Source organism: Bradyrhizobium sp. LA2.1, assembly GCF_040547725.1.
GTDB lineage: Bacteria > Pseudomonadota > Alphaproteobacteria > Rhizobiales > Xanthobacteraceae > Bradyrhizobium > Bradyrhizobium barranii.
In genome coordinates this window covers 184019-208454 of record NZ_JBEPQI010000012.1, presented here as the reverse complement: position 1 = coordinate 208454, position 24436 = coordinate 184019, and the positions used below count along the sequence as shown (strand labels likewise).

Here is a 24436-nt window from a genome sequence, read left to right as displayed (position 1 = left end):
GCGGGGCCTTTGGTCCCGCTTTGAATACACCGGGATCCCGTTCCGGCCATTTACCCGCACTGATTTCCGAAAATGTACCGGAGACTGTCCCAATGAATCTCACCCGTCGCGCGATTTACCCTATTTCCCAGCTTCGCCCACGGGTCATGACTCCCAAACTCCGCGAACGGGCTATTTTGCGATCGTTCGTCGGCCCGGCGGCGGCGCTGCGGTATGCGGTCCGGCCGGCGAAATCACAAACGTCAGCCATGCGTTCCAGCCCTCCGGCCGGTGTTCGGCACCGAATTCCTTGTAGGCCTTCAAGTTCAAATAGCCCTGCCACTCTCCCATCGGAATAACGTAGCCGAGCTGCGGGCCGATGCCGAACACGCGCGCCTCGAAGCAACCGACGCGATCTCCCGCCCCGCTGTCGCAGGAAAGCTGCTTGTAGGCATAACCCACCAAGCCAAGTTGGAACTGTTTGGTGAGGAACTGCGAGGCGCCCCAATCCAGATGCATGTCGACGCCGTTCTGATACTGGGTCGCCGTGTTCTCGAAATTGTAGGTGAAGCCGAGCACAGCCGAAAACTCGTGGCCGGTCATTGGATTGAAATAGGTGTAACCGCCGCCGCCGTCGATCGCGCTGTGGCCGATGCCGAGATTGGCCAGTCGTTGCGAGTTGTAGGCCCCGACCGGGATGTCACCGGTGACGTAGGTCATGAAGTTGTGCACCCCCTGATTCCAGCGCATACTGAACTGCGGGATCAGGTCGCCGAGTCCAGTGACGCTGTCGGTGCGACTGCCTCCGGTCGTGAAGCCGATCGGCCCGAGTGCACCGGTCAGCGTGGCGTCCACCCCAACCTTGTTGCGGCCGAACGGCACCACGAGGGCGACGGCAGCCTGGCCACCGAGCACCGGCGTTGCAAAAACGTATTGTGGAATCAGAATACCGAGATCAGCGTCCGCCTGCAGATTGGCGTTTACGTTGCCCGTGAAAGGCACATTGATGCGGCCGACCGGCACTTGGCGCGCGAAGGCAACTCGCCGCCGGCGCTCACGGACGTATGGTAGTACATGCTGGCAACCGTGAAGCCCGGAACCTGGGGTGTTGCCGCGAGGCTGCCGAAGAAACCGGGTATCCAGAAACTGACGCCGCCTTCATCCGCGCTCGCGGGCTGCGAGAGCAATGCGATACCCCCCGCCAGTAGGACGGCCGCGAGCCGCGACGCGGAGCGCTCCGCGCGTCGGTCCAGCCGAACTTCTGCCGATCCAGCGCGCATCATGCTCGATCCCCCTTGAACGCAATCGCACCCGGAATCCCTGACGGCACCGTTGATGGCGATTGCAATGCCCATGCCTACGCCATTCTAGGCTACGCCTTCGGAGCTCCTCTATCCGCTTTTAGACAAAGCGCAAATCAGCCTGCCGTATCTCCCCGGATGTGATCGAAATACCACTCTTCAACACGATCAGCGGTAGTCCTGCGATTCGGCGGCGCGGATCGGTGCAGCTCAACCCGTGCAAATCGTGCGCTCGCCGGCCGGAGGACCGCTGTTTGCGGCCTCGGCTTCTGCAGCTGGAATCCCCCCGACCGCACGGCGCAACGTGTCAGAGGGGCTTTCGCCGAAGGCACCGCGATAATCAGCAGCGAACCGGCCCAATTGAACGAAGCCGAGGCGCATCGCCACGTCCGTGACGGTTTCTGTTCGTGCCTTCACCAACATGAGTGCATCACGCGCCTCGGTCAGGCGCAGCATCCGCAGACGATATGACGGCGTTGTGCCATGAACAGTTCGGATGGCGCGCACGAGCGTCCGTTGGGTCACTCCCATCGCTGCGGAAACATCAGACACGTGGTTGAGCTTGCCAAGATTGGTGCGGATCAGCTCGTCGAACCGGACCACAATACCCTGATAGCGCTCTCGTCCCTGCATGTTTCAACTCGCAAATCGACGCACCGTCGGCGCCCTTACAAGTAAGCCGTGTACGAGCTGATCCAGACGAGAATCGACATGATCAAGCCAATGACGCCGGCGTTTTCTGCAAATACCGTCGCGGTGCCGGGCATGCCGAGCCTGAGCTGGCTTCGGTCGAGGTCCTTGGGGATGGAATTGACCGCCGGATAGGTTTTGGCGCCATGGATAGTGCTGACGCGCGCCAGCATCCCCGAGACGGCAATCTGGCCTTCGCCCACGCCGTGCGGGATCACTGTAATCGTCGCTTCATGTATCCGGCCGGGTTCGTTGTCGAACACGAGCTTGACCCGCGCGCCGGGCTTGATGGTCGGGAATCCGTTGGGCGAGAACAGGCCGACGATGACGATATCGTCGCTTAGGATGAAGGACATCGCTGCGCGCCCCTGCACGGCGCGGTCGCCGGCGGTCAGGGACAAGAGCGTAACGACGCCGTCACCGACCGCACGGATCGTCGTCTGGTCGAGCTCCCATCCGGCATTGTCGAGCTGGGCCTGGATTTGCGCGACGGTCGTATTGACCCCGCCGACCTCCGACTGCATGGCGAGCTGCGCATTCAGTTGCGCCGCCTTCGCAGCCTGCAGTTGGAATTCCACCGTCTCGTATTGGACCTGGGTGTCTTGCAGGCGGAACAGGCTCTGCGCATCCTCGCTGGTGAGCTTGCGGTAGTCGTTAAGCCGCTGCTTGTGAAAGGCGAGCTGCTTGGCCAGCCCCTCGGCATTCGCGGTCGCCTGCTCGTAGTTGGCGGTCAGCTGCTTGACCTGCTGGCGTGCCTGGGCAAGTGACGCCTCCAGCTGGTTGACCTTGTACTGGAAGGGCGCCGGATCGATACGGAACAGGACGGTGCCTGCCTTGACCCGCTCGTTCGGCTTGACCGGGATCTCGATCACCTGGCCGGACACGTTGGGCGTGACTTCCGTGACGCGGGAGCCGACGACAAAGCTGCCCGACGGCGTCAAATAGTTGAACAACGCCACGAACACCGCGAGGATGAACGCGCCGATCAGCACCTCGCGGTGCCGGAGCCCCAACCCCATCGGACCAGCTTGAGTTTGGAAAAGATGAGCCACACCAGGACGATGTAGAGCGTCAGGATGATCAGCATGACCGGCCCCTGGGCAAATTCCATTCGCCTCGTCGCAACCCTACGGATTGACTAACCAATGGTGCCAGTCCCGCCACAAACCAGCGGCGGGGGCCGAACGCCGGTGCCGAAGCACCGGCGTGCCGTCAACATTCACTGAGCCGATAGGCCTGCCGCTGTCGTCGACTTCAACACCGGCGGCGGGTTCCATTTGCCGGTCAGTGCATCTGATTTCGGACTGTACAGGCGCATGGTAAGATTGAAGCCGCCCTTCGGAGCGGGGAGCCAGTTGGCTTCCTTGTCCTTTCCCGGACTCTCATTCTGGAAGTAGATGTCGAGCGAGCCGTCGGCGTTGTACTTGAACGGCATCCAGCTCGAGACGGCAAAGCGGTTCAGCACGTTGCCGACCTGGAATCCTTCCGGGTCGTACAGTGTAATCGACCAGAAGGCATTGACAGGTGGGGCGGCGCCCTTTTCGAAGGTGATGGTGTACTTGTTGGCGCCGTCCAGCGGCTTGCCGGTCTCGTCACCGAGATTGAGCGGATAGATGGCATCTTCCGGCAGGTTTGCACCAAGGCCCAATTGGGCGACATTGGCCCGCTTCAGATAGTAGTTGCCGTAAACACCCATGGTGTCGGTGTTCATCGACCAGCCGCTGGCCACCCGCGCCAACGTCGGCACTTTCCAGGCCATCAGTCTCTGGCCGTCCTGCGGCGCGGTCTCCAGCGCGCGCTGCAACACTGGATCGAGCTTGCCGATATCAAAGCTCTTGCCCGGCTCGATGCCGATTTTCTTCATCTGTGCGATGATTGGCTCGTCGGTAACGTGCGGTGGATTCAGCTTGAGCAACTCGGCGGCATAGGCGAAGTACACGCCCGCCGACATGGTATCGACCTGAACCTTTGGCGGCGTCTTCATGTCGACATTCGGATCCGGTTTGAATTCGACCGGGTTGGACGTTTTGCCGTAATCGGACAGCAACGTGACCTTGTAGCCGGCCTGGATCTTGTGAACGGCGTCGTAGTCCGGCGGGCCGTCGGTCTTGGTGCGGCCGATGACCCACACGTAAGGCGTTGGCGCTTCGATACGTTGTGTGTCTTTCGGAAGCTTGAATTCCTCAGCAAACTTGTCGCGCAGATCCGGCCGCCAGCCCGGCGGCGTAATCAGGAACGTCCCGGCCTTGGTGCCCGTCGTCCGCCAGCCCGGCGACGCGAAGACGTCGGTCCACATGTCGAGCATCGGAAGCAGGTAGTAGCGCCCATTGGTATCCGGCACCGAGATGACCACCGGCTCCTTGGACATGTCCAGCCAGGAGATGGAATAAAGGGTGTCGAAGTTGGAGCGGACAACACCTTTGAAATCGGCTGGCGGGTATTCCGGCACGTTGACGAACGTGTTCATCGGGCCTTTGCCAAACTCCTTGCCCGGCGCTACGTTGGTGAATTGCTTGCGGGATACGTCCATCGACATGATTGAGTAGAAATAGATATAGGCGTCTACCGCGATGGCGTGCGCCTCCTGTTCGGTGATCGCCGTGCTTTGGGCCAATGCCGGCGACACACTCGCCGCACCTACCAGGAGAGAGAGCATCAGTGTCGCAATTCCACGAAACATGTCGAAGTCTCCTCTTGTAATTGATTTTGCCGCGTCTCGTTCTCATAAGCTGATCTTGATGACCTTCGGAATCGTCCAGCTCCGTCGATGATCGAAGGCGTCGCTGGCAAGCCAAGAATCCTCCAGGCCCTGGCGCACGCCAAGGAAGGAATCCTGGACAAAGGCTGCTCGGCCGGAACAGGCCGCCATCGTTGCCGCCAGCGTGAAAGAAAAAAGACGCATTCGTAAATCCTCGTGACTGAACTTCTTCCGTGGCTTGCTGTGCGGGACAGCCCGTCCTGTCGCTCACGGGACCCATCGCAGTTGAAGCGCCGGCTCAACCCGTGCAGACAATTACCTGCCGCCGGCTCTTCTCCGTTATCTGATCATGGATGGCGCCGCCGTGCGCTTGCCGCTTCGTCAATAGCAGGGCGGATAGGGATAATAGCCGCACGCCGGTCGGTAGTAGGGGCCATAGGCTGCAGCTGCGCCAAGGGCCGCCGCACCTGCTACAGCGGCTCCTCGATAGTAGGCGCCACGCCATGCGGTTCGGCGCGCCACGCCCGCAAATGAAAGCGGCGTAAAGGGCCTGCCGATGATGTCGATGAAAACCGAAGCCGGTCCGTCAGCCCCTGCGAGGTCGCCCTCCAGGATGTCGACGTCGAAGGTCAGCTTGTCGCCGTCGAGCTTGGGCGATTTGAGCACGACTACGGCGTCCGCCACCGACGATCCATCTTTCTTGAATCCTGACACGGTGGCGTTGGGAGGATCTTTCGCGAAGTTGTCGCTGCCGTTGCCCCAGTCCTCGACGATCCGGGACGTGAGATCGTGGCCGGCTGCACGAACCGGACGATCGGCAAACACGATCGCATTCGGCGAGATTCCCGTCAGCACTAGCTTTCCGTCCTTCAGGCTCGCGCCGCGCGAATTGAGCACGAAGAGGGAGGGCACGACTTCCGGCTTGGCCTGCCCGATGGATTTCTCGAGCGGGACATGCGGTGGCGCCGATTGCGCAAGCAGCGTCTGAGGAGAGGCAACAAATCCGGCGGCACAGACGACAATCAGAGCGGCGCGAATAGTCATGATTGTTATCTCCCTTGAAGGCGGGCATTGGCTTAACATTTCGCGCCAATTCGGATCGCGAGTCTTGCCATTTTGCGCCAAACGTCGATTTGGTTCGCAATCAATCGCGCACGGGCTGCTGCAGATCGGCGTTGCCAAGCCGTTGTCGTCGGTAGACGACCGGCTGAACCTTCATCAAGCGAACGAAGGTGCGGCTGAAGCTGCTCGCGTTTGTGTATCCCAGGAATTTCGCGATGTCCGACAAGCGCTTGTTTGGATCGGCAAGCAGGCGGCACGCAATGTTCAGGCGAATCTGGCCAAGCATTTTGCTGTGGCTAGTACCCATACGGCCGAGATGGCGCTGCAACGTGCGCGAGCTGACTTTGAGCGTACGAGCGGTACTATCAATGGTTGCGTCACCGTGTCGCAGCGATGCGACGATGGCCGCGCGGACCGCCTGGGAAGAAGGCAAACGAACTGCTCGCATCCCTGCGCAAAAGGCGCGAAGCCTTTGCTCCCTTAGGTAAAAAAGGACGCTTCAGGTTACAGGCGTTCCGGCGCTTCGTCTGGCCATCGGACGCCAATTACATCGAGGAAAATCAGTCCATCCTGGGATACCAAGGGATTGCTCCCAAAGGACAGTGCGGGAAAGACCTCACTGCCTGCTAGTGTGAGGGGCCCCCTTTCAACGGCGAGATGGTGCAATCGTAATTTTGGTGACGCATCGGATCGCGATAATCCGATTGCAGCGTGGTATTGTCTGAAATTTTGGGGAGCCCGGCGACGCGGTAATGTCTCCGGTGGAGTGCCATGAAATCAATCGTGCTGGCGCGCTGCGCCCTGCTCGTGCCTTTCGTCGACGTCCTAGATGATATCGGTGCGCCGGCCGAACGAATGCTGGCAAGGTTTGGCTTGCCTGCCCATCCGGAACAAAGGTCCAATGACTATTTCCCGCTTCTTCCGGCCGTTCAGTTCGCAGCAACAGTGCAGGCATCGCAAGGGCTGACGGATTTTGGATTTCGCGCCGTGCAGCGGCTGCAGCTCTGCCATCTGAGCGAGCAGTTTCAGGTCGCGGCTCGTCATGCGCCGACACTACTGGCGGTACTGGAAGAGCTGTGCCGCTTTGTTCAGCTCGAGGACAACTTCGTTCGCATCTGGTTGGAGCGTCACGCTGACGATGTGGGGGTTTGCAGTGCCATCGCCGGGACGAGCGGAATGCCGCATCTCGAGCACTCGCAATGGGTCCAGAACGTGATGCCGATCTACGTCGTCCGCCACTTCGCGGGGCCGGACTGGGCGCCGGCGACGATCGCGTTCGAAGCGATCTATACGCCGGATGTCGAGACGCAGGCCTGCTGGCCCCGCACCCGCTTCCGGTCAGGCCAGAAATCGTCATGGATCGACGTGCCCGTGTCACTCTTGAGCTTGCGCAACCCGAACGCCGTAAAGGGCTCCGGAACAGCGCCCGTATTTCAGCCGATCGGCACCGACGTGGTATCCGCGATCAAATTGATGCTTCCGTCCTACCTCGGCGAGCGCATGCCGGATATCGCCGAACTGGCGGAGATGGCGCGGACTAGCGTCAGAAGCCTGCAGCGCGAACTGGCGGAAGCTGGGCTGACCTATTTGCGGTTGCTCGACCATGTCCGATTCGAGCGGGCCGCTGAGTTGATGCGCAAGACAGACGCCAAGATTATCGATGTGGCGCTTGCCACCGGCTACACGGACCCCGCCCACTTTACCCGTGCTTTCCGCCGCATGGCCGGGATAACACCGCGAGAGTTTCGCGACAGGCCCGAGATGAGCCGTTCCAATGACATGGCGAATAACGAGAGGTGAGAAGAATAACGAGAGGTGAGAATAAGTGCTGATCGCGATACCTGCACGCCTCTTACAGCGGAGGCGCGGCACATAGGAGTATGACGTTGCTAATAACATGATACTCGGCCTGCTAGAGTTGGTAGGCCTAATGCGGATCATGTGCGGTCGTCCGCCAAGCCTCGAGCCTAACTTTCTCTATCGCAATGCTTCATCGCGCGCCTCTTCACGTTCGCTGATGGCCCGTCGAGACCTTTGCTGCGGTTGCGCAAGGGCGGCCGGAATCAGAGCGAAGCGGACATCGACGAAGATTTATGAGTCCGCGCCTAGAGGCGGCAAGATAATGACCACGGCTGGCCCTGGTTTTTTACTTATGCTAATCTGTTTTCCGTGGAGGTAGCCGAAGCGTCACCCTTCGAAGTCGACCCTAGACTGCAAGCTTACAACCTCTAATTCCGCGTCCATTTTTCAGTTCTGCAGACGTCATGCGGCGTTAAGTGCGGTGACATTGCACGTTTCCGTGCCACCCGCTCGCATCGAAGCGAGAGGGCTAAAGACGTCGATCGAACCTCTGTAAGGAGTCGATATAATGCGTACTACAAAATTGAATCAGATTTTCGGATCACTGGCCCTGACCACGGCGCGATGTACGCCGGCGCGTTCGGTGCGGCGGCGTATGGTGCGGCCACCCTACTGCTGTCCGGCTTGCGGGTATTATCCCTATCCGCCTTGTTATTGAGAGACCGGCAAAATGAAGCTTAGAGGATCAGCTCCGCGGGCGAGCTGAATACGTGGCGCTGAACTGGCCGAAGACCGAGATGCCTTCTATCCTGCCGGCAGGTGAAGGCACCTGGAAGCCGCCGGCAATCGTGGCCGCGCAGATGTAAGGAGAGACCGTTCCCATGAACTTCACCCGTCGCAACGTAATGATTGGCGGCATCAGCCTGCTCGCCGGCGCTCCATGAGCACGATGAGTCGGGCCGAGCTCGGTGAGCTCCTCGGCATCGGTGAGGGACTTGAGGACTTCGCGCTCGCTACCGACGCCTACATCTTCGGCTATCCGCTGGTGACGATGGAGATGACCCGCAGGGTCATCACCAACGTCGCGGCGCCCGTGGGGACAAAGGCGCCCACGGGCCAGATCATCAAGCTGCGCAAATATCCCGACGCGTTTTTCAGGGACGTGACTGCGCCAAATGCTGACACACTTTACACCACCGCGTTCCTCGATGTCGGCAAGGAGCCGTGGGTGGTCAGCATCCCCGACATGAAAGGCCGTTACGCGCTGTTTCCGATGCTGGACGGCTGGACCACGGTGTTCCAGGTGCCGGGCAAGCGGACCACCGGCACGGCCGCACAGACCTATGCGATCACGGGCCCGACCTGGAAAGGGACGCTGCCGGCCGGCGTCAAGGAGTACAAGTCGCCCACCAGCATCGTGTGGCTGCTCGGACGCATCTATTGTACCGGCACACCGGAAGACTACGCCGAAGTGCACAAGCTGCAGGACGAGTTCAAGCTGGTGCCGCTGAGTTCGTATGGCAAGCCCTACACGCCGCCGCCGGGCACGGTCGATCCGTCCCTCGACATGAAGATGGCGGTGCGCGAGCAGGTCAACCGCATGGATGCCGTGGCCTATTTCACGATGCTCTGCAAGCTGATGAAGGACAACCCGCCGACGGCCGCCGATGCGCCGCAGCTCGCCAAGTTCGCCAGGATCGGCATCGTGCCGGGGCAGGATTTCGATGCCAGCAAGCTCAAGGCGGATTTCGTCAAGCGCGTTCCAGAAATCGGTTTTGACCAGATCATGCTCCAGTTCAAGATCAACAAGGACATGAAGGACGAGAACGGCTGGGGCTTCACCACCAAGACCGGCGTCTACGGCACCGACTACCTGATGCGGGCACTTGTCACGGCCATCGGACTGGGCGCCAACCGGCCGCAGGATGCCGTGTATCCGACGTCGCTGAAGGACGCCGAGGGCCGGAAATATAACGGCGCCAACAAATACGTGATGCGATTCCCCAAAGGGCAACTGCCGCCGGCACTTGGGTTCTGGTCGGTGACGATGTACGACGCCGACTATTTCTTCGTGAGCAATCCAATCAACCGCTACTCGATCAGCGCGCGCCAGAATCTGAAATCGAATCCGGACGGCTCGACCGATCTCTACATCCAGAAGGACTCGCCCGGGAAAGACAAGGAATCCAACTGGCTTCCCGCACCATCGGGCGATTTCGTCCTGATGATGCGGTTGTACTGGCCGAGTGAGAAGAACCCCTCGATCAACGGATCGTGGAAGATTCCCCCGGTGAGGAAAGCCGAAGCCTGAAGCTAGGTTGCGTCGATGGATGCGTCTGAGGCCTTTGCAGAAATGGGAGGTATTGCAATGAACTCCACTCGATCTTTGGCTGCTGCGCTAACGTTCTCATTTTTTCTTTCGGCGCCCGCATTCGCACAACAAGGCGCCTCTCCGCCGGGTTCGCCTGGTGCCACGAGAGCGATAGACGGAAAGCAGCTTCCGCCGCCTGATCTGAAGTTCGGCGGCGTGATCAATGACGATGCCCTGCAGTCGAAGCCCTGGTGGTCCCCGCGCATCGTCCCGCCAAAGGGGGCACCCAATGTGCTGTTGATCATCACTGACGATTCCGGCTTTGGCGTGCCGAGCACCTTTGGCGGTGTGATTCCGACACCGAGCATGGATCGGATCGCCAACGAGGGCCTGCGCTACAATCGCATGTTCTCCACCGCTCTTTGCTCGCCGACGCGCGCCGCGCTTATCACCGGACGCAATCACCATTCGGCCGGATTCGGCGTCATATCGGAGCAATCCACCGGGTTTCCCGGCTACAACAGCATCATCGATCAGGACAAGGCCACGATCGGCCGCATCCTCAAGGACAATGGCTATGCCACGTCGTGGTTCGGCAAGGACCACAACGTGCCGGCGTTTGCGGCGAGCCAGGCGGGGCCGTTCGACCAGTGGCCGGTCGGTATGGGCTTCGAATATTTCTACGGCTTCGTCGGCGGCGACGCTAACCAGTGGCAGCCGAACCTATTCCGCAATACCACCCAGATCTATCCCTTCCAGGGCAAGCCGCCTGGCACATGGAATCTGGTTACGGCGATGGCCGACGACGCCATCGATTACATGACACGCATGCACCAGATCCAGCCGGACAAGCCGATCTTCATCAAATACGCGCCCGGTGCCACCCATGCACCGCATCACCCGACCAAAGAGTGGGTCGACAAGATTGGCGCGATGCACCTGTTCGACGATGGCTACGAGAAGCTGCGCGAGCGCATTCTGGAGAACCAGAAGCGTCTCGCCGTGATCCCGAATGACACCAAGCTGGCGTCTTGGCCAGCTGACATACTGAAACCATGGGACCAGCTCAGCGCCGACGAAAAGAAGCTCTTCATTCGGCAGGTTGACGTATTCGCCGCCTATGCGGCCTACAACGATCACGAGATCGGCCGCGTGATTCAGGCCTTTCAGGACCTGGGAAAACTCGAAAACACGCTCGTCATCTACATCAACGGTGACAACGGGACCAGCGCCGAGGGCGGACCGCAGGGCACGCCGAACGAGGTCGCGTTCTTCAATGGGCTCAACAAGTTGCCGGCCGAAGTACAGCTCAAGTGGTACGACGTCTGGGGAACGGAGCAGACCTACAACCATATGTCGGCCGGCTGGTCCTGGGCCTTCGACACTCCGTTCGACTGGTTCAAGCAGAACGCCTCGAGGCTCGGCGGCATCAACCAGAACATGGTGGTGTCGTGGCCGGCGCGCATCAAGGACAAGGGCGGCTTGCGCGAACAGTTCGTGCACGTGATCGACGTCGTGCCGACCATTCTCGAGGCGGCCGGCATCAACGCGCCCGAAGTCGTCGACGGCATCAAGCAAGCGCCTATCGAAGGTACCAGCTTCATGTACACCTTCGATGCGACGAACGCCAAGGTGGCGTCGCGCCATTCGACCCAGTATTTCGAAATGATGGGCCAATGGGCGCTCTACAAGGACGGCTGGATGCTCAGCACCAAGGTCAATCGCGCGCCGTGGGAGGCCTTCGGCCCAGCCAACCCGGATCCGCTGAACAACCAGCTGTTCCAGCTCTACAACCTGAATACGGATTTCAGCCAAACCGACGACATTGCCGCCAAGAACGCGGACAAGATCAAGGAGATGAAGGCTCAGTTCCTTGCGGAGGCGAAGAAATACCAGGTATTCCCGATGGATGCGTCGGTGGCGGCGCGCATCGTTGCGCCGCGGCCAAACATCACCGCGGGGCGTACGGAGTTTACTTACACGCGACCGATGGTCGGTCTGCCGCAGGGTGACTCGCCCCTTCTGCTCAACACCTCGTATGTCGTCACGGCTGACATCGAGGTGCCGCAGGACGGTTCGGAGGGGATGATCCTGACCTCCGGCGGACGTTTCGGCGGTTACGGCTTCTACCTGCTCAATGGCAAGCCGGTCTGGTTGTGGAACCTGGTCGACCTCCAGCGCATCAAGTGGGAGGGGGCGGACGCGCTTGCGCCGGGCAAGCACATCGTCGAGTTCGAGTTCAAATACGATGGCTTGGGCCCGGGCACGCTGGCGTTCAACAATTTCTCCGGCGTCGGCCGCCCAGGCACGGGCACACTGAAGGTGGACGGTCAGGCGGTCGACACCAAGACGATGGAAAAAACGCTACCCATGATCCTTCAATGGGACGAGAGTTTCGACATCGGTTCCGACACGCTGACGGGCGTAAACGACGCTGACTACAAACCGCCGTTCACGCTGACCGCGAAACTGAACAAGCTGACTCTCAGGCTGGATCGGCCAAAATTGTCTCCGGAGGACATCAAGAAATTCGAGGGCGCCATGAAGGCCGCGGCGGACGGCCCGGTCTCGGAGGACCTTACCGTCGTCCAAAAGTTGGAAGCGCGGTTCGACAAGCGAGAGGACTGCCGCAAGCAAGCTGATGCGCAAAAGCTCGGTCCGATCGAACGGATTCAGTTCGTGCGAAAGTGTCTGGAGTGATGCACGGCGTAACGACTCGGAAAGGACTTTTTAGAGCCCCTTCCAACCAATCGGCTTCCGCCGACCAGATCCACGTGATGCCGCGATTGGAGGGTTTCATGAATGACTATCATGCGATGCGCGTCTCAACCGTCGTGTTGGCCGGCGCCTTGGCTCTCGGCGGAGTTTCCGCGCAAGCTGCCGGCGAGACAGTGCAAAGCATGCTCGCCGCGCAAATTCGCCTGCAAGGCTTTGTCTGCGAGAAGCCGCTTGGCGCGACGCGAGACGCGAAGCACTCCAAGCCCGATCACGCCGTCTGGGTACTCAAATGCAGTAACGCGAACTACCGAGTGAGTCGTGCGCCCGATATGGCTGCAAAGGTTCAACCGCTTCAGTAAGAGGCTTACTAATGTTCTGCGGCGGCTGCGTCCATCTGGCCCTCGAGACGAGAATCGCGCTTCACGACAGGGATCTGCGCGAGTAAGCCAACCAAGGCGTGCACGCTTGGATCGGTGGGCAGACGTGACAAAGGGATCTAGAAAGAACCGCAAGCGCGAGAAGGCGCATGCGCCCGCGCGACCGGCGGTGCCGGCCCTTTCCGCACGACAGCAGCTGGCCCCTGCTCTGCTGGGCATCGGCGGCGTCCTTCTCGTGCTGATCGCCGGAGCGCTGGCCTGGTTCGCAACATCGAACTTCTCAAACCAGCCGCTGCAGCCCTCCCCACTGTCGCTTGTCGGCAGCCAAACGTGCAGCGGCTGCCACGCGGCGGAGGCCAAGCTCTGGCAGACCTCGCAACACCGGCACGCAATGGACCATGCGACAGATCAGTCCGTGCGCGCCGACTTCGACGACGCGACTTTCGAATATGCCGGCACGCGCTCGCGCTTCTTCCGAAAGGAAAAGAAATTCCTGGTCGAGACAGACGGCCCTGACGGCAAGCTTACAACTTTCGAGGTCAAATACGCGTTCGGTGTCGACCCGTTGCAGCAGTATCTGATCGAATTTCCCGACGGCCGCGTCCAGGCCTTGTCCATCGCCTGGGACACGGGGCCAAAGGATCAAGGCGGCCAGCGCTGGATTCACCTCTATCCCGACGGTGCCATTACCCATGAAGATCCCCTGCATTGGACAAAACTGAACCAAAACTGGAATTTCATGTGCGCCGAGTGCCACTCAACCGGTGTGCACAAGAATTACGATGCCGCCAGGGACCGGTTCGCCACGACCTTCACCGAGATCAGCGTCGGCTGCGAGGCCTGCCACGGCGCGGGCTCGCAACATGTCGAATGGGCCAAGCGGAAGCCCGCGGAGCGTGACCGGGACAACGGCCTCCTCGTCCGGTTCGACGAGCGCACCGGCATTACTTGGTCAACAGAGGCCGGCACGCTGAAGCCCGTGCGCAGCGCCTTGGCACCGTCGTTGCGTAAGGAGGTCGAAACCTGCGGACGCTGTCACGCGCGTCGGGGGCAACTTTCGGAAGACTGGACGCCTGGACGGCCGCTCTCGCAAACGCATCGGGTATCGCTGCTCGACCGGCAGCGCTTCCACCCCGACGGTCAGATGCGCGACGACGAGGAGACTTACAACTACGCGCCCTTCAAGCAGAGCAAGATGTTCGCTAAGGGCGTGACCTGCAGCGACTGCCACGACCCCCATAGTGCGGCGCTGAAGGCACCCGGCGACGGCGTTTGCGCGCAGTGCCACGCGCCGGCAAAGTACGAATCCGCCGCTCACCGGCGCCACGCCGACGTCTCGCCGCCGCTGGCCTGCGCTGCATGCCACATGCCCGAGCGTCGCTACATGGTCGTCGACCGCCGCCACGACCATGGCTTCCGCATCCCCCGCCCCGACCTCTCGGTACTAACCGGCGCGCCAAATGCGTGCAACGACTGCCACCGCGACAAGCCCGCGGCCTGGGCGGCCCGGCAGATCGAGACCTGGTTCGGGCCGGAGCGGCACGGCTATCAGACCTATGCGCGCGCGTTTCACGCCGCCTGGAGCGAGGCAGCCGATGCGCAGGCGCTGCTTGCCGCGATGGCCGGATCAGGCGAAGTGCCCGGCATCGTCCGCGCCAGCGCGCTGGCCGAACTGCCCGCGCCTGACCTCAGCCTGATCCGCCGCGGACTGTCCGATCCGGATCCTCTAGTGAGGCTGGGCGCGCTCGATGGGCTGGAAGGGGTGCGGGCCGACCAGCTCTGGACAGTCGCCTCTGCGCAACTCGCCGATCCCGTTCGCGGCGTGCGCATCCGTGCTGCCGAGCTTCTTGCCTCCGTGCCCCCGTCTCAACAGCCTACCGCCGATCGCGACAAGTTCGCGCAGGCGGCGGCCGAGTTCGTGGCCGCGCAGAAATTGAATGCGGATCGGCCGGAAGCGCGCACCGCGCTCGGCAGCTTTTTCGCGCGCCGGGCCAACGCCGCCGAGGCAGAGACCGAATATTGGGCGGCACTTAGACTCGGCCCCTCGTTCGTTCCGGCCGCTATCAATCTGTCCGACCTGTACCGCCAGCTTGGACGCGACAGCGACGGGGAGCGGATCCTGCGCGAATCTCTCTCCAGATCACCGCAGGATGCTTCGCTCCGCCACGCGCTCGGTTTGACGCTCGTGCGCGAGAAGCGCACTGAAGCTGCGCTCGACGCGCTGCGTCAGGCCGCGGTGCTGGACCCCGGCCAGGCCCGCTACGCCTATGTCTATGCCGTCGGGCTGAATTCCAGCGGTCGTCGCGACGATGCTATTGCAGTGCTGCAAGAGGGCCTGCGCGCTCATCCCAACAATCTGGAGATGCTGGCAGCAGCGATGAACTTTAGTCGCGAGAAGGGCGACAATGCAGCGGCCCTGGAATATGCAGAGCGATTGGCGCGGCTAATGCCGGATGATTCCCGTTTGGGTGACCGGATCAGGGAACTGAAGCGATAGATATTCAGGTCGTACGCAGCGCGCGGCAAATCCGGAATCGGCCCGAAGCGGCCGATCCGAGATGTCTGCCATCGGGTTGCCATCGGAGGAAAAAGCGGCCTCAAAGGTTGCGCAGGAATTCAAACAGCACGCCAAGAAGAACGGCATCGCCGCCGGTCGGTTCGCGGTGTCGTGAGTACTGAACTCTTCCTCAGCGCCGCGACAGCAGGTCCTCGCGCTGAAGAGAAATGGGACAAATACATCCGCGCGAGCTCACCACGGCCCTCCGGCGGTGGACGAAGCGCTGATCGATCGGCTCGTCGCGAGCGGCATCCGTCGACGCCGGGTCTCAATGATCCGGCGCATCCGATCAAGCAACGGCGGGCACGGACGGGTGGTGAAGAGACATAGCAGCGAGCGTTGGCCCACGCTTTTGTCCTCATCGACCAACGACTTTCAGCGCAACGCAATCGCCGGTATGGGGTAGCGGAAATTCGAGATCGCGTTGGCTTTCCACTGCATGCGTGAGGTAGCGAAAGCCGGCTATATCAGCCGGTTTCCCGACCAGATATCCCTGAATTTGATCGCATCGCTCCGTGCCCAGGAAGCGCAGCTCCTCACGAGTCTCAACGCCTTCCGCCAAGACCGGCAATTTGAGCCCGCGACCGATGCCAAGCACCGCCCGAACGATTGTCGCGACCTGTTCGTTGGTGTCGACCACCTTGATGAAGGAGGCGTCGATCTTGATCTTGTCGAACGGAAATGCCCGCAGGTTTGACAGCGACGAGTAACCGGTCCCGAAATCGTCCATTGCGATCCGGACGCCGAGCGCCTTGAGCTGACGCAACGTCGTCAGCGCCCGATTAAGATCACGGACCAGCGCGGTTTCCGTGATCTCCAGTTCAAGCCGCGCGGGGTTCAGACCGGTTTCAACAAGGATTCTGTGAACGAGCTGCGTAAACTGCGGATTATGCAATTGCATCGCCGAGACGTTGACGGCGACTCCGATCGGGTTGGTCCAGCCACTGGCTTCCGCGCATGCCTCTCTCAGCACCCATTCGCCGATCTGCTGGATCGTACCACTTTCCTCCGCGACGGGAATGAACACGGCCGGCGAGACCTGCCCGCGTTGCGGGTGACGCCATCGCAAAAGGGCCTCGAAGCCTGTGATCTCACGCGTATCGAGCCGGGCTTGCGGCTGATAGGCCAGTTCAAATTCTTGGCGGGCGATGGCGGTGCGAAGATCGTGTTCAAGCATGCGGCGATCGCGCACCTCAACGCCCATCGCGGCTTCCAAGAAGCGATAGACACCGCGGCCGTCGGTCTTTGCGCGATAGAGCGCGGTATCCGCGTGGGTGAGAAGGCCCCGTCCGTCCCGGGCGTCGTTCGGGAAAATCGCTACGCCGATGCTGGTGGAAACGAAGGAGGCCGTGGTCGATGATTCGTTTTCGATCCGCAATGCTTCAATGATATTCTCGGCGATGCGCCCCGCTACAGATGGACTGGAAAGGTTTGTCGCGATAATCGCAAATTCATCACCGCCAAGCCGCGCCATCATCTGGTTCCGATCGAGAACTGAGGTAACGCATTTTGCGATCCTTTTCAGCAAGGCATCGCCGGCGGCATGCCCGAACAGGTCGTTCACTTCCTTGAAGCGATCGAGGTCGAGGCAGAACACTGCAAACGACTGGGCGGAAGCCTGATGCGGCTCGATTTCCTTATCGAGCCGGGCGTTGAAGCTGTTTCGGTTCGGCAAGCCGGTCAAGGCGTCGTGGTGTGCCAGAAAATGAATATGCTCTTCGGCCTTCCTCCGGTCGCGCAAATCGCGGACGGCGATGGCGTGGTGAGGCTGACCGGCGAAATCGATCGAGCGAAGGATGAATTCGGCGGGAATGAATTGACCGTTGACATCGCGCAACTCCGCCTCGATCCGCTCCCTTGGCCTCGCGACCAGCTTGCGCCTGACGGACTCCTCGGGGAGGCAGATCGCAAGCGATTCTCCAATCACATCGTCCGAGGGACATAGCCCGTCAGTTCCGTCAGGCTCGAATTGATCGAAACAATCTTGTCGCCGTAACAGACCAGCAATCCCTCGGCCGACGCATCGGCAAGGCCGCGCATGCGATCGACTTCCAGTTCGGCGCGATGACGTTCGCGGATATCGAGCGCAAGACCTGCGCAGGCAAGGAACAGGATGGTCAGCGACGCAAGCGCGACGCCGAGTGCAAGCCAGCGGGCCGGAAGCGCCATCTGCGACACCACGACTGTTGGGTCGGGGATGATCGAAACAGCGCCCATGGCAGTGAAGTGGTGACTGCAGATAGCCAGTGTCAGCAGCACCGCCCCGATAGCCTTCCATTTCATCGAGCCGTCGCGTAGCCCGGCTGGCAGCGCGGTTGCTCCGATCGCCGCTCCCAGCACGATGGAAGCAACAACGAGAACGGGATCCCACTGGATCCGTCCGGCGATCTCGAAAGCCGCCATTCCGGTGTAGTGCATCGCCGCGATGCCGCCGCCGACGGCCGCTCCCCCGATCCAGCGCCCAGCGGGCACCCTGTTTACGGACGTAATCCAAAGGCCCACGCCAGTGAGCAAGATGGCCGCGACGAGCGATAGCAGGGTGAGGATGATGTTGTATCCGCTCGGCATGCCTGGTGAGTATGCAAGCATGGCGATGAAGTGTGTCGCCCAGATGCCGAAGCCGCTTGCGGTGGCGGCCACGCACAACCAGACATCGCGCATATAGCCCGTTGTCTTGCGGACGTGATTGAGGAAGTTGATCGCCGCGAAAGACGCGAGCGCACATACGAGGGCCGCCAGCACCACTAGTCGCAAGTCGTGTTCGTAGGCGATGCAATTGTAATGGTAAACATGCGGGTAACGTCCCCGTAAATATCTTGCACAGTACAATTTTGCCGGGACCCTACAGCTGCCGCCGTTGCGCAATTCTGAAAAGGACTGACACAGTTGACACTGTGGTTATTTTTCGATGACCTGGCCCGCCCTTTTTTCATCGATTGAAGAGGTTACCCGGCAACCCGATCGTCGAAAGGCTTATGACAGCTTATGCTGAAAGCTGTTCGCTTGGGCTGATGAAGTGTCTGCCGTCTCCGTGGCTTCCTAGCGAGGATGGGGTACTATTCGCGCATGCGATCCGATGCGCGCTGAGCGCGAGGTTTGGCTGTTCCGGTTGTCCCTGCGAAATCCAGATGCAGTTTGCCTCAGACGTGCAGCCGCGACCACGCTGCACAGAGATTGTTCGAGTTTTTTAAGGACCTGCACCAGCCTGGAGATCGAGACCCCGCAACGGACGCCAGGGTCGCATCACCGAGCATTTGACCGGATGGACTTCATCGTTCTCGACGAGCAGGCTACATGCCGTTCGCTCAATCCGGCGGCCAGCTGCTGTTCTAACTCGTCAGCCGGCTCTACGACGGCGTTCGGCATGACGTTGACGTGATAACTTGCTATTGCTCGATGACACCGACCGCGGCGGCGTCTCGAAAATGGTCTGCGGAGCTGACGCGCGCTGCGAGGTCGGCAGCATAGGACTCGAAGATAAGAGGGCCGAGGTAAGTGTCGTAGACCTCGGGAACGGATCCGGCGAATATCTTGGCGGTAATGGACATCACGCTACTCCTCTGAATATACGCATGAAAAATGAAACTGCCGTCACTAGGACTATTCAGCAAATTGCCACAGAGGAAGTGATGATGGAGCCATGACTAAAGTCCGTCGAGGATGGCGCGGACGCGCGCGGCGAGCTCGGCGAAGGTAAAAGGCTTTCCGATCAAATGGACGCCGGGCTCAAGACGGCCGTTGTGGATGACGGCGTTACGGCTGTAGCCGGTGGTGAACAGGACTGGAAGACCCGGGCGGCGGCGCTGCGCCTCCCGGGCCAATTCTCGACCGTCTAACCCATCGGGAAGAACAACATCTGTAAAAATGAGAGCGACGTCCACGTCGGCCTGCAAAATCTGCAATGCTTGGCGGCCGTTACTTGCTTCGAGAACCCGGTAGCCGAGCTCCTGCAACACGCTAACGCAATAAGCACGCAAATCCTCGTGGTCTTCGACAACCAGGATCGTTTCGGATCCGCCATCAGTCCTGCGGTCGACACCAGTCACGGGGTCGGCGTCTACGTCCTGATCCGTTGCGCGCGGCAGGTAGAGCTTGACCGTCGTCCCCTGGCCAAGTTCCGAGTAAATTCGAACATGGCCGCCTGATTGCCGGATAAAGCCGTAAACCTGGCTCAATCCAAGACCCGTCCCCTTGCCGACTTCCTTCGTGGTAAAGAAGGGCTCGAACACACGAGCCATGGTCTCGGAAGACATTCCCGAACCGGTATCCGAGACCGCGACGAGCACGTATTGTCCAGGCTTTACAGGCTCGATTAATGCCTCCACATAGGCTTCATCGAGAAAGGCATTGGCGGTTTCGATCGTTAGCCGTCCGCCGGACGGCATGGCGTCCCGCGCATTGACCGCCAGGTTGATAAGTGCGTTCTCAAGCTCTCCAGGATCGGCGAATGCCTGCCATAATCCGCCGGCCGATACGGTTTCGAAGGCAATCATTTCTCCCAGAGTTCTTTTCAGGAGATCAGCAACGCCCGAAATAAGCCGGTTAGGCTCTATTTTTTGCGGGGCCAGGGTCTGTTGGCGCGAGAATGCGAGCAGACGAGACGTCAGCGTCGCGGCGCGCTGGGCGCCGTGATGCGCCATGTCGCGCGCCCTACGCATCCGCGCGAGGTCCATCTCTTCAAGAGATCGATCGAGCTGCCGCCCTATCGTGTCGAGACCGCCCACGATAACCGTGAGAAGATTGTTGAAATCATGCGCCACCCCACCTGTGAGCTGCCCCACCGCCTCCATCTTCTGGCTTTGCCGCAGGGTCTCTTCCGTCTTCATGCGCAAAGCGACTTCTTCCGCAACACGTTCTTCTAGCCGGGCATTGAGGTCTTGGAGGGCGTCGCTGGCGGCCGTCGCCTTGCGCTGGGCGTCGAGCAGCTCCTGTTCATAGCGCCGGCGGTCGACGGCATTGAAGACAGTGATCCGGATAAATCGGAGGCCTCCGCATTCGTCGCGTCTTTCCGCGGCATTCACAAGGACCGGCAGGCGCGCGTTCGACCGTGTGACGATCTCAAGCGCCACCTCATCGAAATGGCCCTGCATTCGCAGCAATGGGGCGAAATGCGTTTCGTAGTAAATGCGACCGGCAACATTCAGCAGGTCGTGAAAGGGGCGACCTTTTAGCTCGTCGCAACCGTAGCCAACCCAAGATGCGAATGTGGCGTTTGCCCGAACAATGCGTCCGTTAGGCTCCAGGGAAAGATAACCGCAAGGAGCGTGCTCGAAGAGATCTTCAAGATCTTCGGCATGGGAGTCGCTGTTCGACCCGGCCGGTTCAGACGATATTATGGGATTCCTAGACAAATTCGCGGATCGCTTTGATCACCGCGTCCGGCGCGCTGAGGTTCGGACAGTGCCCTGTTGCGTCCAGAATGACCAACTGGCTGTTCGGCAGGTTACGGTGGACATACTCGCCTACGTCAATCGGAGCGATGACATCCTCCTTGCACTGCAAAACGAGCGACCGTGCTTTCAGGCCAGCCAGATCCGCCCGGTTGTCGGACATGAACGTCGTTCGGGCGAAGTGCTTGGCGATCTCTGGATCGGTTCGGCAAAAGCTGTTGGTCAGCTCCTCGCCAAGTTCTGGCCGTTCGGGGTTACCCATGATCGCCGGAGCCATGGCGGCCGACCAGCCCATATGGTTGCTGTCCAGAAAATCCAGCAGTTCCTCGATCTGATCCGACCTAAAACCTCCTTTATAGTTGTCGTCGTCGATGTACCGCGGCGATGGCCCGACCAACACCAAGCCTTCAAAGAGCTCTGGAGCCTTCTTTGCCGCCAGGATGCCGATCATGGCACTGACCGAATGCCCGACAAAAATTCCATTCTCTACGTCCAGCGCGCGCCCGAGCTCGACGACATCGTCTGCATAACCCTCGAGGCTGCCGTACTTGGCGGCCGAGAAGGCACTGAGGTCTGACCCACCCGCACCGACATGATCGAAAAGAATCGTGCGAAAGTCCTCTTCAAAGGCAGGGGCGACAAAGCGCCACATGTTTTGGTCGCAGCCAAACCCATGCGCGAAAACCATCGAGCGGGAACCTTGGCCTGCTGTTTTCACGTTATTGCGGACGACGAGTACCGACATTGAGCATCCTTTGTATGGTCCGGCGGCCTTGGTCGCTCCCGCTAGCATCTTAGGGCTATCGACCCAAGCTGGAGATGCAGGAACTTTCAAAACGAAGGTTGAGGAACGTTTGGTTTCCACGAGCGTTCCATGGAGTTGACTTGGCTTGCCCGCGATCAACCATGTAATTTCGGCAGCAATCTCTGCATGTTAAGTTTGCCCGTCTGACGCAGGGAAGAACCTGTTGAGCCAGGACATCGTATGTCGAACGTCGAGGAATTTCCAATCTCAGCTGCCCGAGGACTTTCCGAGTACGACGCCCTGGTCGCAGCCGCGCCGACCGCGCTCGATGTAATTCCCGGTGGGGTCTATGTTTGCGATCATGATGGCTGGCTTGTTCGCTTCAATAGCGAAGCCGCAGAACTCTGGGGGCGGAGGCCCGCCGTTGAAGAGCCAAAGGATCGCTTCTGCGGATCCCATCGCCTGTTGCGCCTGGACGGTACCCCCCTTTCGCACGACGAATGCCCTATGGCGGAGGCGGTGAGGACCGGCACCGCGACCCGGAATGCTGAAGTCGTAATCGAAAGGCCAAACGGCTCTCGCGTCGTCGTCCTGGTCAATATTCGCCCTTTGAAAGATCACCGCGGCAGGATCCAGGGAGCCATCAACTGCTTTCAGGACATTTCCGCCAAAAAGGCTATGGAAGATGAACTCCGCAACAAGAGTGCGGACCTGGAGGATTTCTTCGAGAACAGCGCGATCGGCCTTCACATCGTGAGCGGGGAAGGCATCATCCAGCGCGCCAACAAGGCAGAACTGTCCATGCTTGGCTATAGCGCTGACGAATATGTCGGACGGCACATCGCGGAGTTTCATGCGGATGCGCCAGTCATCGGAGATATTCTCCACCGGCTTTCGTGCGGTGAGGAGCTTGATCGTTATCCGGCTCGCCTCCGGGCCAAGGACGGTTCGACCAAGCATGTGCTTATAACCTCGAACAGCCGTTTCGACGACGGGAGATTCGTCAACACACGCTGTTTCACCACCGATGTGACGGGCGTTTACGAAGCCGAGCGCGCGCGACGCGAGAGCGAAGAGCGTCTGGCGGCGACCTACGAAGCTGCAACCATCGGCATTGCCGAAGCGGACAAAGAGGGCCGGCTGCTTCGCGTGAACGATGCCATTTGCAAAATGTTGGGACGCTCTCGCGAACAACTCTTGAGTATGACGTTCTTCGACTACACGCACGACGACGATCGGGATGAAGATGCCCGGCTTTACGCACGGCAAATTCGCGGAGACCTCGACAACTATTCGGTTCGGAAACGCGCGACGAACCCTGATGGCACGCTGGTCTATCTCGACGTGTACGGTTCCTGTGTGAGGGATGCCGGCGGCGAGTTCTGCTATGGAGTCCGGGTAATCCAGGACGTGACCGACACCAAGCGAATGGAGGATCGGATCCATCAGAGCGAGCGCCACCTGCGAGAGTTGCTCGAAGCGCTTCCGGCCGCCGTTTATACGACGGACGCCGAAGGAAAGATCACCTTCTTCAACAAGGCTGCGGTCGAAATGGCGGGACGGACGCCGCAGCAGGATGACGAGTGGTGTGTCACCTGGCGCCTCTACAATCCGGATGGAACGCCGCTGCCCCATGATCAGTGTCCGATGGCCGTAGCCCTTAGGGAGAACCGGCCGGTCCGGGGCGTGGAAGCGGTCGCAGAACGGCCGGATGGCACGCGCATCCCCTTTATCCCCTACCCGACGCCACTGCATGACTCCGAAGGCAAGCTCATCGGCGCGATCAATATGCTGGTCGATATTTCCGAACGAAAAAAGGCCGAAGAGTATGCCGGTCGTCTCGCCGCAATCGTCGAATTCTCGGATGACGCGATCATCAGCAAGGACACGCATGGGATCATTCAGACCTGGAACAAGGGCGCAGAACGTCTTTTTGGGTATGCAGCACGAGAGATCATAGGCAGGCCTATCAACATTCTCATTCCACCGGATCGCCAGGATGAAGAGCCTGAAATTCTCGACCGCATTCGGCGAGGTGATCATGTTGCTCCCTATGAGACCGTGCGCATGCGCAAGGACGGGAGTTTTATAGACGTCTCATTGACCGTCTCACCCCTTAAGGACGCGCGTGGCAAAGTCATCGGCGCATCCAAGATCGCGCGGGATATCACCGAGAAACGTCGCCATGAAGAGCGTCGGAAGTTGTTAGTCAACGAGCTGAACCACAGAGTGAAGAATACGCTTGCGACGGTTCAATCGCTCGCTGCACAAACATTTCGCGGCGAAACTCACACTCCGGTGTTTCGTCAGTTCGAAGGCCGGCTCGTCGCCCTGTCCCGCGCCCACGACGCGCTCACGCGGGAGGATTGGGAGGGCATCTATCTTCAGGATTTGATTGTCGAGGCGATCGCTCCAATTTGCATCCACCCCGAGAGGCGCTTCCAGATTTTGGGGCCATCTTTGCGTCTGCGGCCAAAGCTCGCCCTTTCGCTATCCATGGCGTTCCATGAGCTTTGCACCAATGCCGCAAAGTACGGTGCTCTTGCAAACGAGACGGGACGCATCGAGATTCGTTGGGAAGTCCAACAGACAGGTTCCGAACGCTATCTGCATCTGTGTTGGGAGGAGATGGGTGGCCCCAAGGTAGAAACACCGCGTCGAAATGGCTTTGGCAGCCGCCTTCTCGAGCTCGCACTCCGTCGGGAATTTGATGCCGAGGTAAGGCTCTCATTCGCTCCCGGTGGGGTCGTATGCGAAAGCAAGATACCGCTAACATGAATATTGCGGCCACATACTCTTATCATGACG

General features: G+C 60.1%; 16 protein-coding genes and 2 pseudogenes. 6 read left to right on the top strand and 12 right to left on the bottom strand.

Annotated elements, in window-relative coordinates:
* Window positions 1-171: 171 nt before the first annotated feature.
* From ABIB95_RS24325 to ABIB95_RS24290, 8 genes are all read right to left on the bottom strand, one after another.
* On the bottom strand, window positions 172-1002 hold the full coding sequence (locus ABIB95_RS24325) for a SphA family protein (RefSeq protein WP_502917864.1): 831 nt from the start codon (window positions 1000-1002) through the stop codon (window positions 172-174).
* 488 nt (window positions 1003-1490) lie between these two features.
* The gene (locus ABIB95_RS24320) at window positions 1491-1913 is read right to left on the bottom strand and encodes a helix-turn-helix domain-containing protein (protein ID WP_276576723.1); all 423 of its coding nucleotides are present in this window, start codon (window positions 1911-1913) and stop codon (window positions 1491-1493) included.
* Between the two features lie 35 nt (window positions 1914-1948).
* Window positions 1949-2989, bottom strand: a complete 1041-nt coding sequence (locus ABIB95_RS24315) for an HlyD family secretion protein (protein WP_354242681.1) — start codon at window positions 2987-2989, stop codon at window positions 1949-1951.
* On the bottom strand, window positions 2956-3081 hold the full coding sequence (locus tag ABIB95_RS24310; RefSeq protein WP_354242678.1) for a hypothetical protein: 126 nt from the start codon (window positions 3079-3081) through the stop codon (window positions 2956-2958). The genes ABIB95_RS24315 and ABIB95_RS24310 overlap by 34 nt, the downstream gene beginning before the upstream one ends.
* A 108-nt stretch (window positions 3082-3189) precedes the next feature.
* Window positions 3190-4650, bottom strand: a complete 1461-nt coding sequence (locus ABIB95_RS24305) for a DUF1254 domain-containing protein (RefSeq protein ID WP_247310207.1) — start codon at window positions 4648-4650, stop codon at window positions 3190-3192.
* Between the two features lie 42 nt (window positions 4651-4692).
* On the bottom strand, window positions 4693-4872 hold the full coding sequence (locus tag ABIB95_RS24300; RefSeq protein ID WP_247310208.1) for a hypothetical protein: 180 nt from the start codon (window positions 4870-4872) through the stop codon (window positions 4693-4695).
* 177 nt (window positions 4873-5049) lie between these two features.
* Window positions 5050-5712: a hypothetical protein gene (locus tag ABIB95_RS24295; RefSeq protein ID WP_247310251.1), complete on the bottom strand. Its 663-nt coding sequence runs from the start codon at window positions 5710-5712 to the stop codon at window positions 5050-5052.
* A 100-nt stretch (window positions 5713-5812) separates the two neighbouring features.
* Window positions 5813-6163: a helix-turn-helix domain-containing protein gene (locus ABIB95_RS24290; RefSeq protein WP_247310210.1), complete on the bottom strand. Its 351-nt coding sequence runs from the start codon at window positions 6161-6163 to the stop codon at window positions 5813-5815.
* A 338-nt stretch (window positions 6164-6501) separates the two neighbouring features.
* On the opposite strand from ABIB95_RS24290, the gene ABIB95_RS24285 reads away from it, so the two are divergent.
* From ABIB95_RS24285 to ABIB95_RS24265, 5 genes and pseudogenes are all read left to right on the top strand, one after another.
* Window positions 6502-7530 (top strand): AraC family transcriptional regulator, encoded by a 1029-nt coding sequence (locus ABIB95_RS24285; RefSeq protein ID WP_354242674.1) that lies wholly within the window; start codon window positions 6502-6504, stop codon window positions 7528-7530.
* Window positions 7531-8411: 881 nt separating this feature from the next.
* Window positions 8412-9841: pseudogene (locus ABIB95_RS24280) on the top strand (DUF1254 domain-containing protein).
* Between the two features lie 57 nt (window positions 9842-9898).
* Window positions 9899-12541, top strand: coding sequence for an arylsulfatase (locus ABIB95_RS24275; protein ID WP_354242671.1), 2643 nt, complete (start codon window positions 9899-9901; stop codon window positions 12539-12541).
* A gap of 98 nt (window positions 12542-12639) precedes the next feature.
* Entirely contained in the window at window positions 12640-12918 is a 279-nt protein-coding gene (locus tag ABIB95_RS24270; RefSeq protein WP_247310216.1) for a hypothetical protein, read from the top strand.
* 106 nt (window positions 12919-13024) lie between these two features.
* Window positions 13025-15433 carry a cytochrome c3 family protein gene (locus tag ABIB95_RS24265; RefSeq protein WP_502917863.1) on the top strand — a complete coding sequence of 803 codons (2409 nt, stop codon included), beginning with the start codon at window positions 13025-13027 and terminating at the stop codon, window positions 15431-15433.
* A 418-nt stretch (window positions 15434-15851) separates the two neighbouring features.
* Here ABIB95_RS24265 and ABIB95_RS47400 read toward each other — a convergent pair.
* From ABIB95_RS47400 to ABIB95_RS24240, 4 genes and pseudogenes are all read right to left on the bottom strand, one after another.
* A pseudogene (locus ABIB95_RS47400) lies at window positions 15852-18322 on the bottom strand (bifunctional diguanylate cyclase/phosphodiesterase).
* Between the two features lie 557 nt (window positions 18323-18879).
* Window positions 18880-19041, bottom strand: coding sequence for a hypothetical protein (locus tag ABIB95_RS24250; protein WP_502917862.1), 162 nt, complete (start codon window positions 19039-19041; stop codon window positions 18880-18882).
* Window positions 19042-19137: 96 nt separating this feature from the next.
* The gene (locus ABIB95_RS24245; protein WP_247310218.1) at window positions 19138-20844 is read right to left on the bottom strand and encodes a PAS domain-containing hybrid sensor histidine kinase/response regulator; all 1707 of its coding nucleotides are present in this window, start codon (window positions 20842-20844) and stop codon (window positions 19138-19140) included.
* On the bottom strand, window positions 20837-21628 hold the full coding sequence (locus ABIB95_RS24240) for an alpha/beta fold hydrolase (protein WP_354242662.1): 792 nt from the start codon (window positions 21626-21628) through the stop codon (window positions 20837-20839). The genes ABIB95_RS24245 and ABIB95_RS24240 overlap by 8 nt, the downstream gene beginning before the upstream one ends.
* A 240-nt stretch (window positions 21629-21868) precedes the next feature.
* Between ABIB95_RS24240 and ABIB95_RS24235 the strand changes: the two genes are divergently transcribed.
* A complete protein-coding gene (locus ABIB95_RS24235) occupies window positions 21869-24406 on the top strand; it encodes a PAS domain S-box protein (RefSeq protein ID WP_247343385.1) in 2538 nt (845 codons plus the stop codon).
* Window positions 24407-24436 lie beyond the last annotated feature (30 nt).

What these genes read in the sequence shown, in the direction of transcription:
- ABIB95_RS24320 (WP_276576723.1), bottom strand. Translation starts at nt 1,913, where the DNA reads ATGCAGGGACGAGAGCGCTATCAGGGTATTGTGGTCCGGTTCGACGAG.
- ABIB95_RS24315 (WP_354242681.1), bottom strand. Translation starts at nt 2,989, where the DNA reads ATGGGGTTGGGGCTCCGGCACCGCGAGGTGCTGATCGGCGCGTTCATC.
- ABIB95_RS24310 (WP_354242678.1), bottom strand. Translation starts at nt 3,081, where the DNA reads ATGGAATTTGCCCAGGGGCCGGTCATGCTGATCATCCTGACGCTCTAC.
- ABIB95_RS24305 (WP_247310207.1), bottom strand. Translation starts at nt 4,650, where the DNA reads ATGTTTCGTGGAATTGCGACACTGATGCTCTCTCTCCTGGTAGGTGCG.
- ABIB95_RS24300 (WP_247310208.1), bottom strand. Translation starts at nt 4,872, where the DNA reads ATGCGTCTTTTTTCTTTCACGCTGGCGGCAACGATGGCGGCCTGTTCC.
- ABIB95_RS24295 (WP_247310251.1), bottom strand. Translation starts at nt 5,712, where the DNA reads ATGACTATTCGCGCCGCTCTGATTGTCGTCTGTGCCGCCGGATTTGTT.
- ABIB95_RS24285 (WP_354242674.1), top strand. Translation starts at nt 6,502, where the DNA reads ATGAAATCAATCGTGCTGGCGCGCTGCGCCCTGCTCGTGCCTTTCGTC.
- ABIB95_RS24275 (WP_354242671.1), top strand. Translation starts at nt 9,899, where the DNA reads ATGAACTCCACTCGATCTTTGGCTGCTGCGCTAACGTTCTCATTTTTT.
- ABIB95_RS24270 (WP_247310216.1), top strand. Translation starts at nt 12,640, where the DNA reads ATGAATGACTATCATGCGATGCGCGTCTCAACCGTCGTGTTGGCCGGC.
- ABIB95_RS24250 (WP_502917862.1), bottom strand. Translation starts at nt 19,041, where the DNA reads ATGTCCATTACCGCCAAGATATTCGCCGGATCCGTTCCCGAGGTCTAC.
- ABIB95_RS24240 (WP_354242662.1), bottom strand. Translation starts at nt 21,628, where the DNA reads ATGTCGGTACTCGTCGTCCGCAATAACGTGAAAACAGCAGGCCAAGGT.
- ABIB95_RS24235 (WP_247343385.1), top strand. Translation starts at nt 21,869, where the DNA reads ATGTCGAACGTCGAGGAATTTCCAATCTCAGCTGCCCGAGGACTTTCC.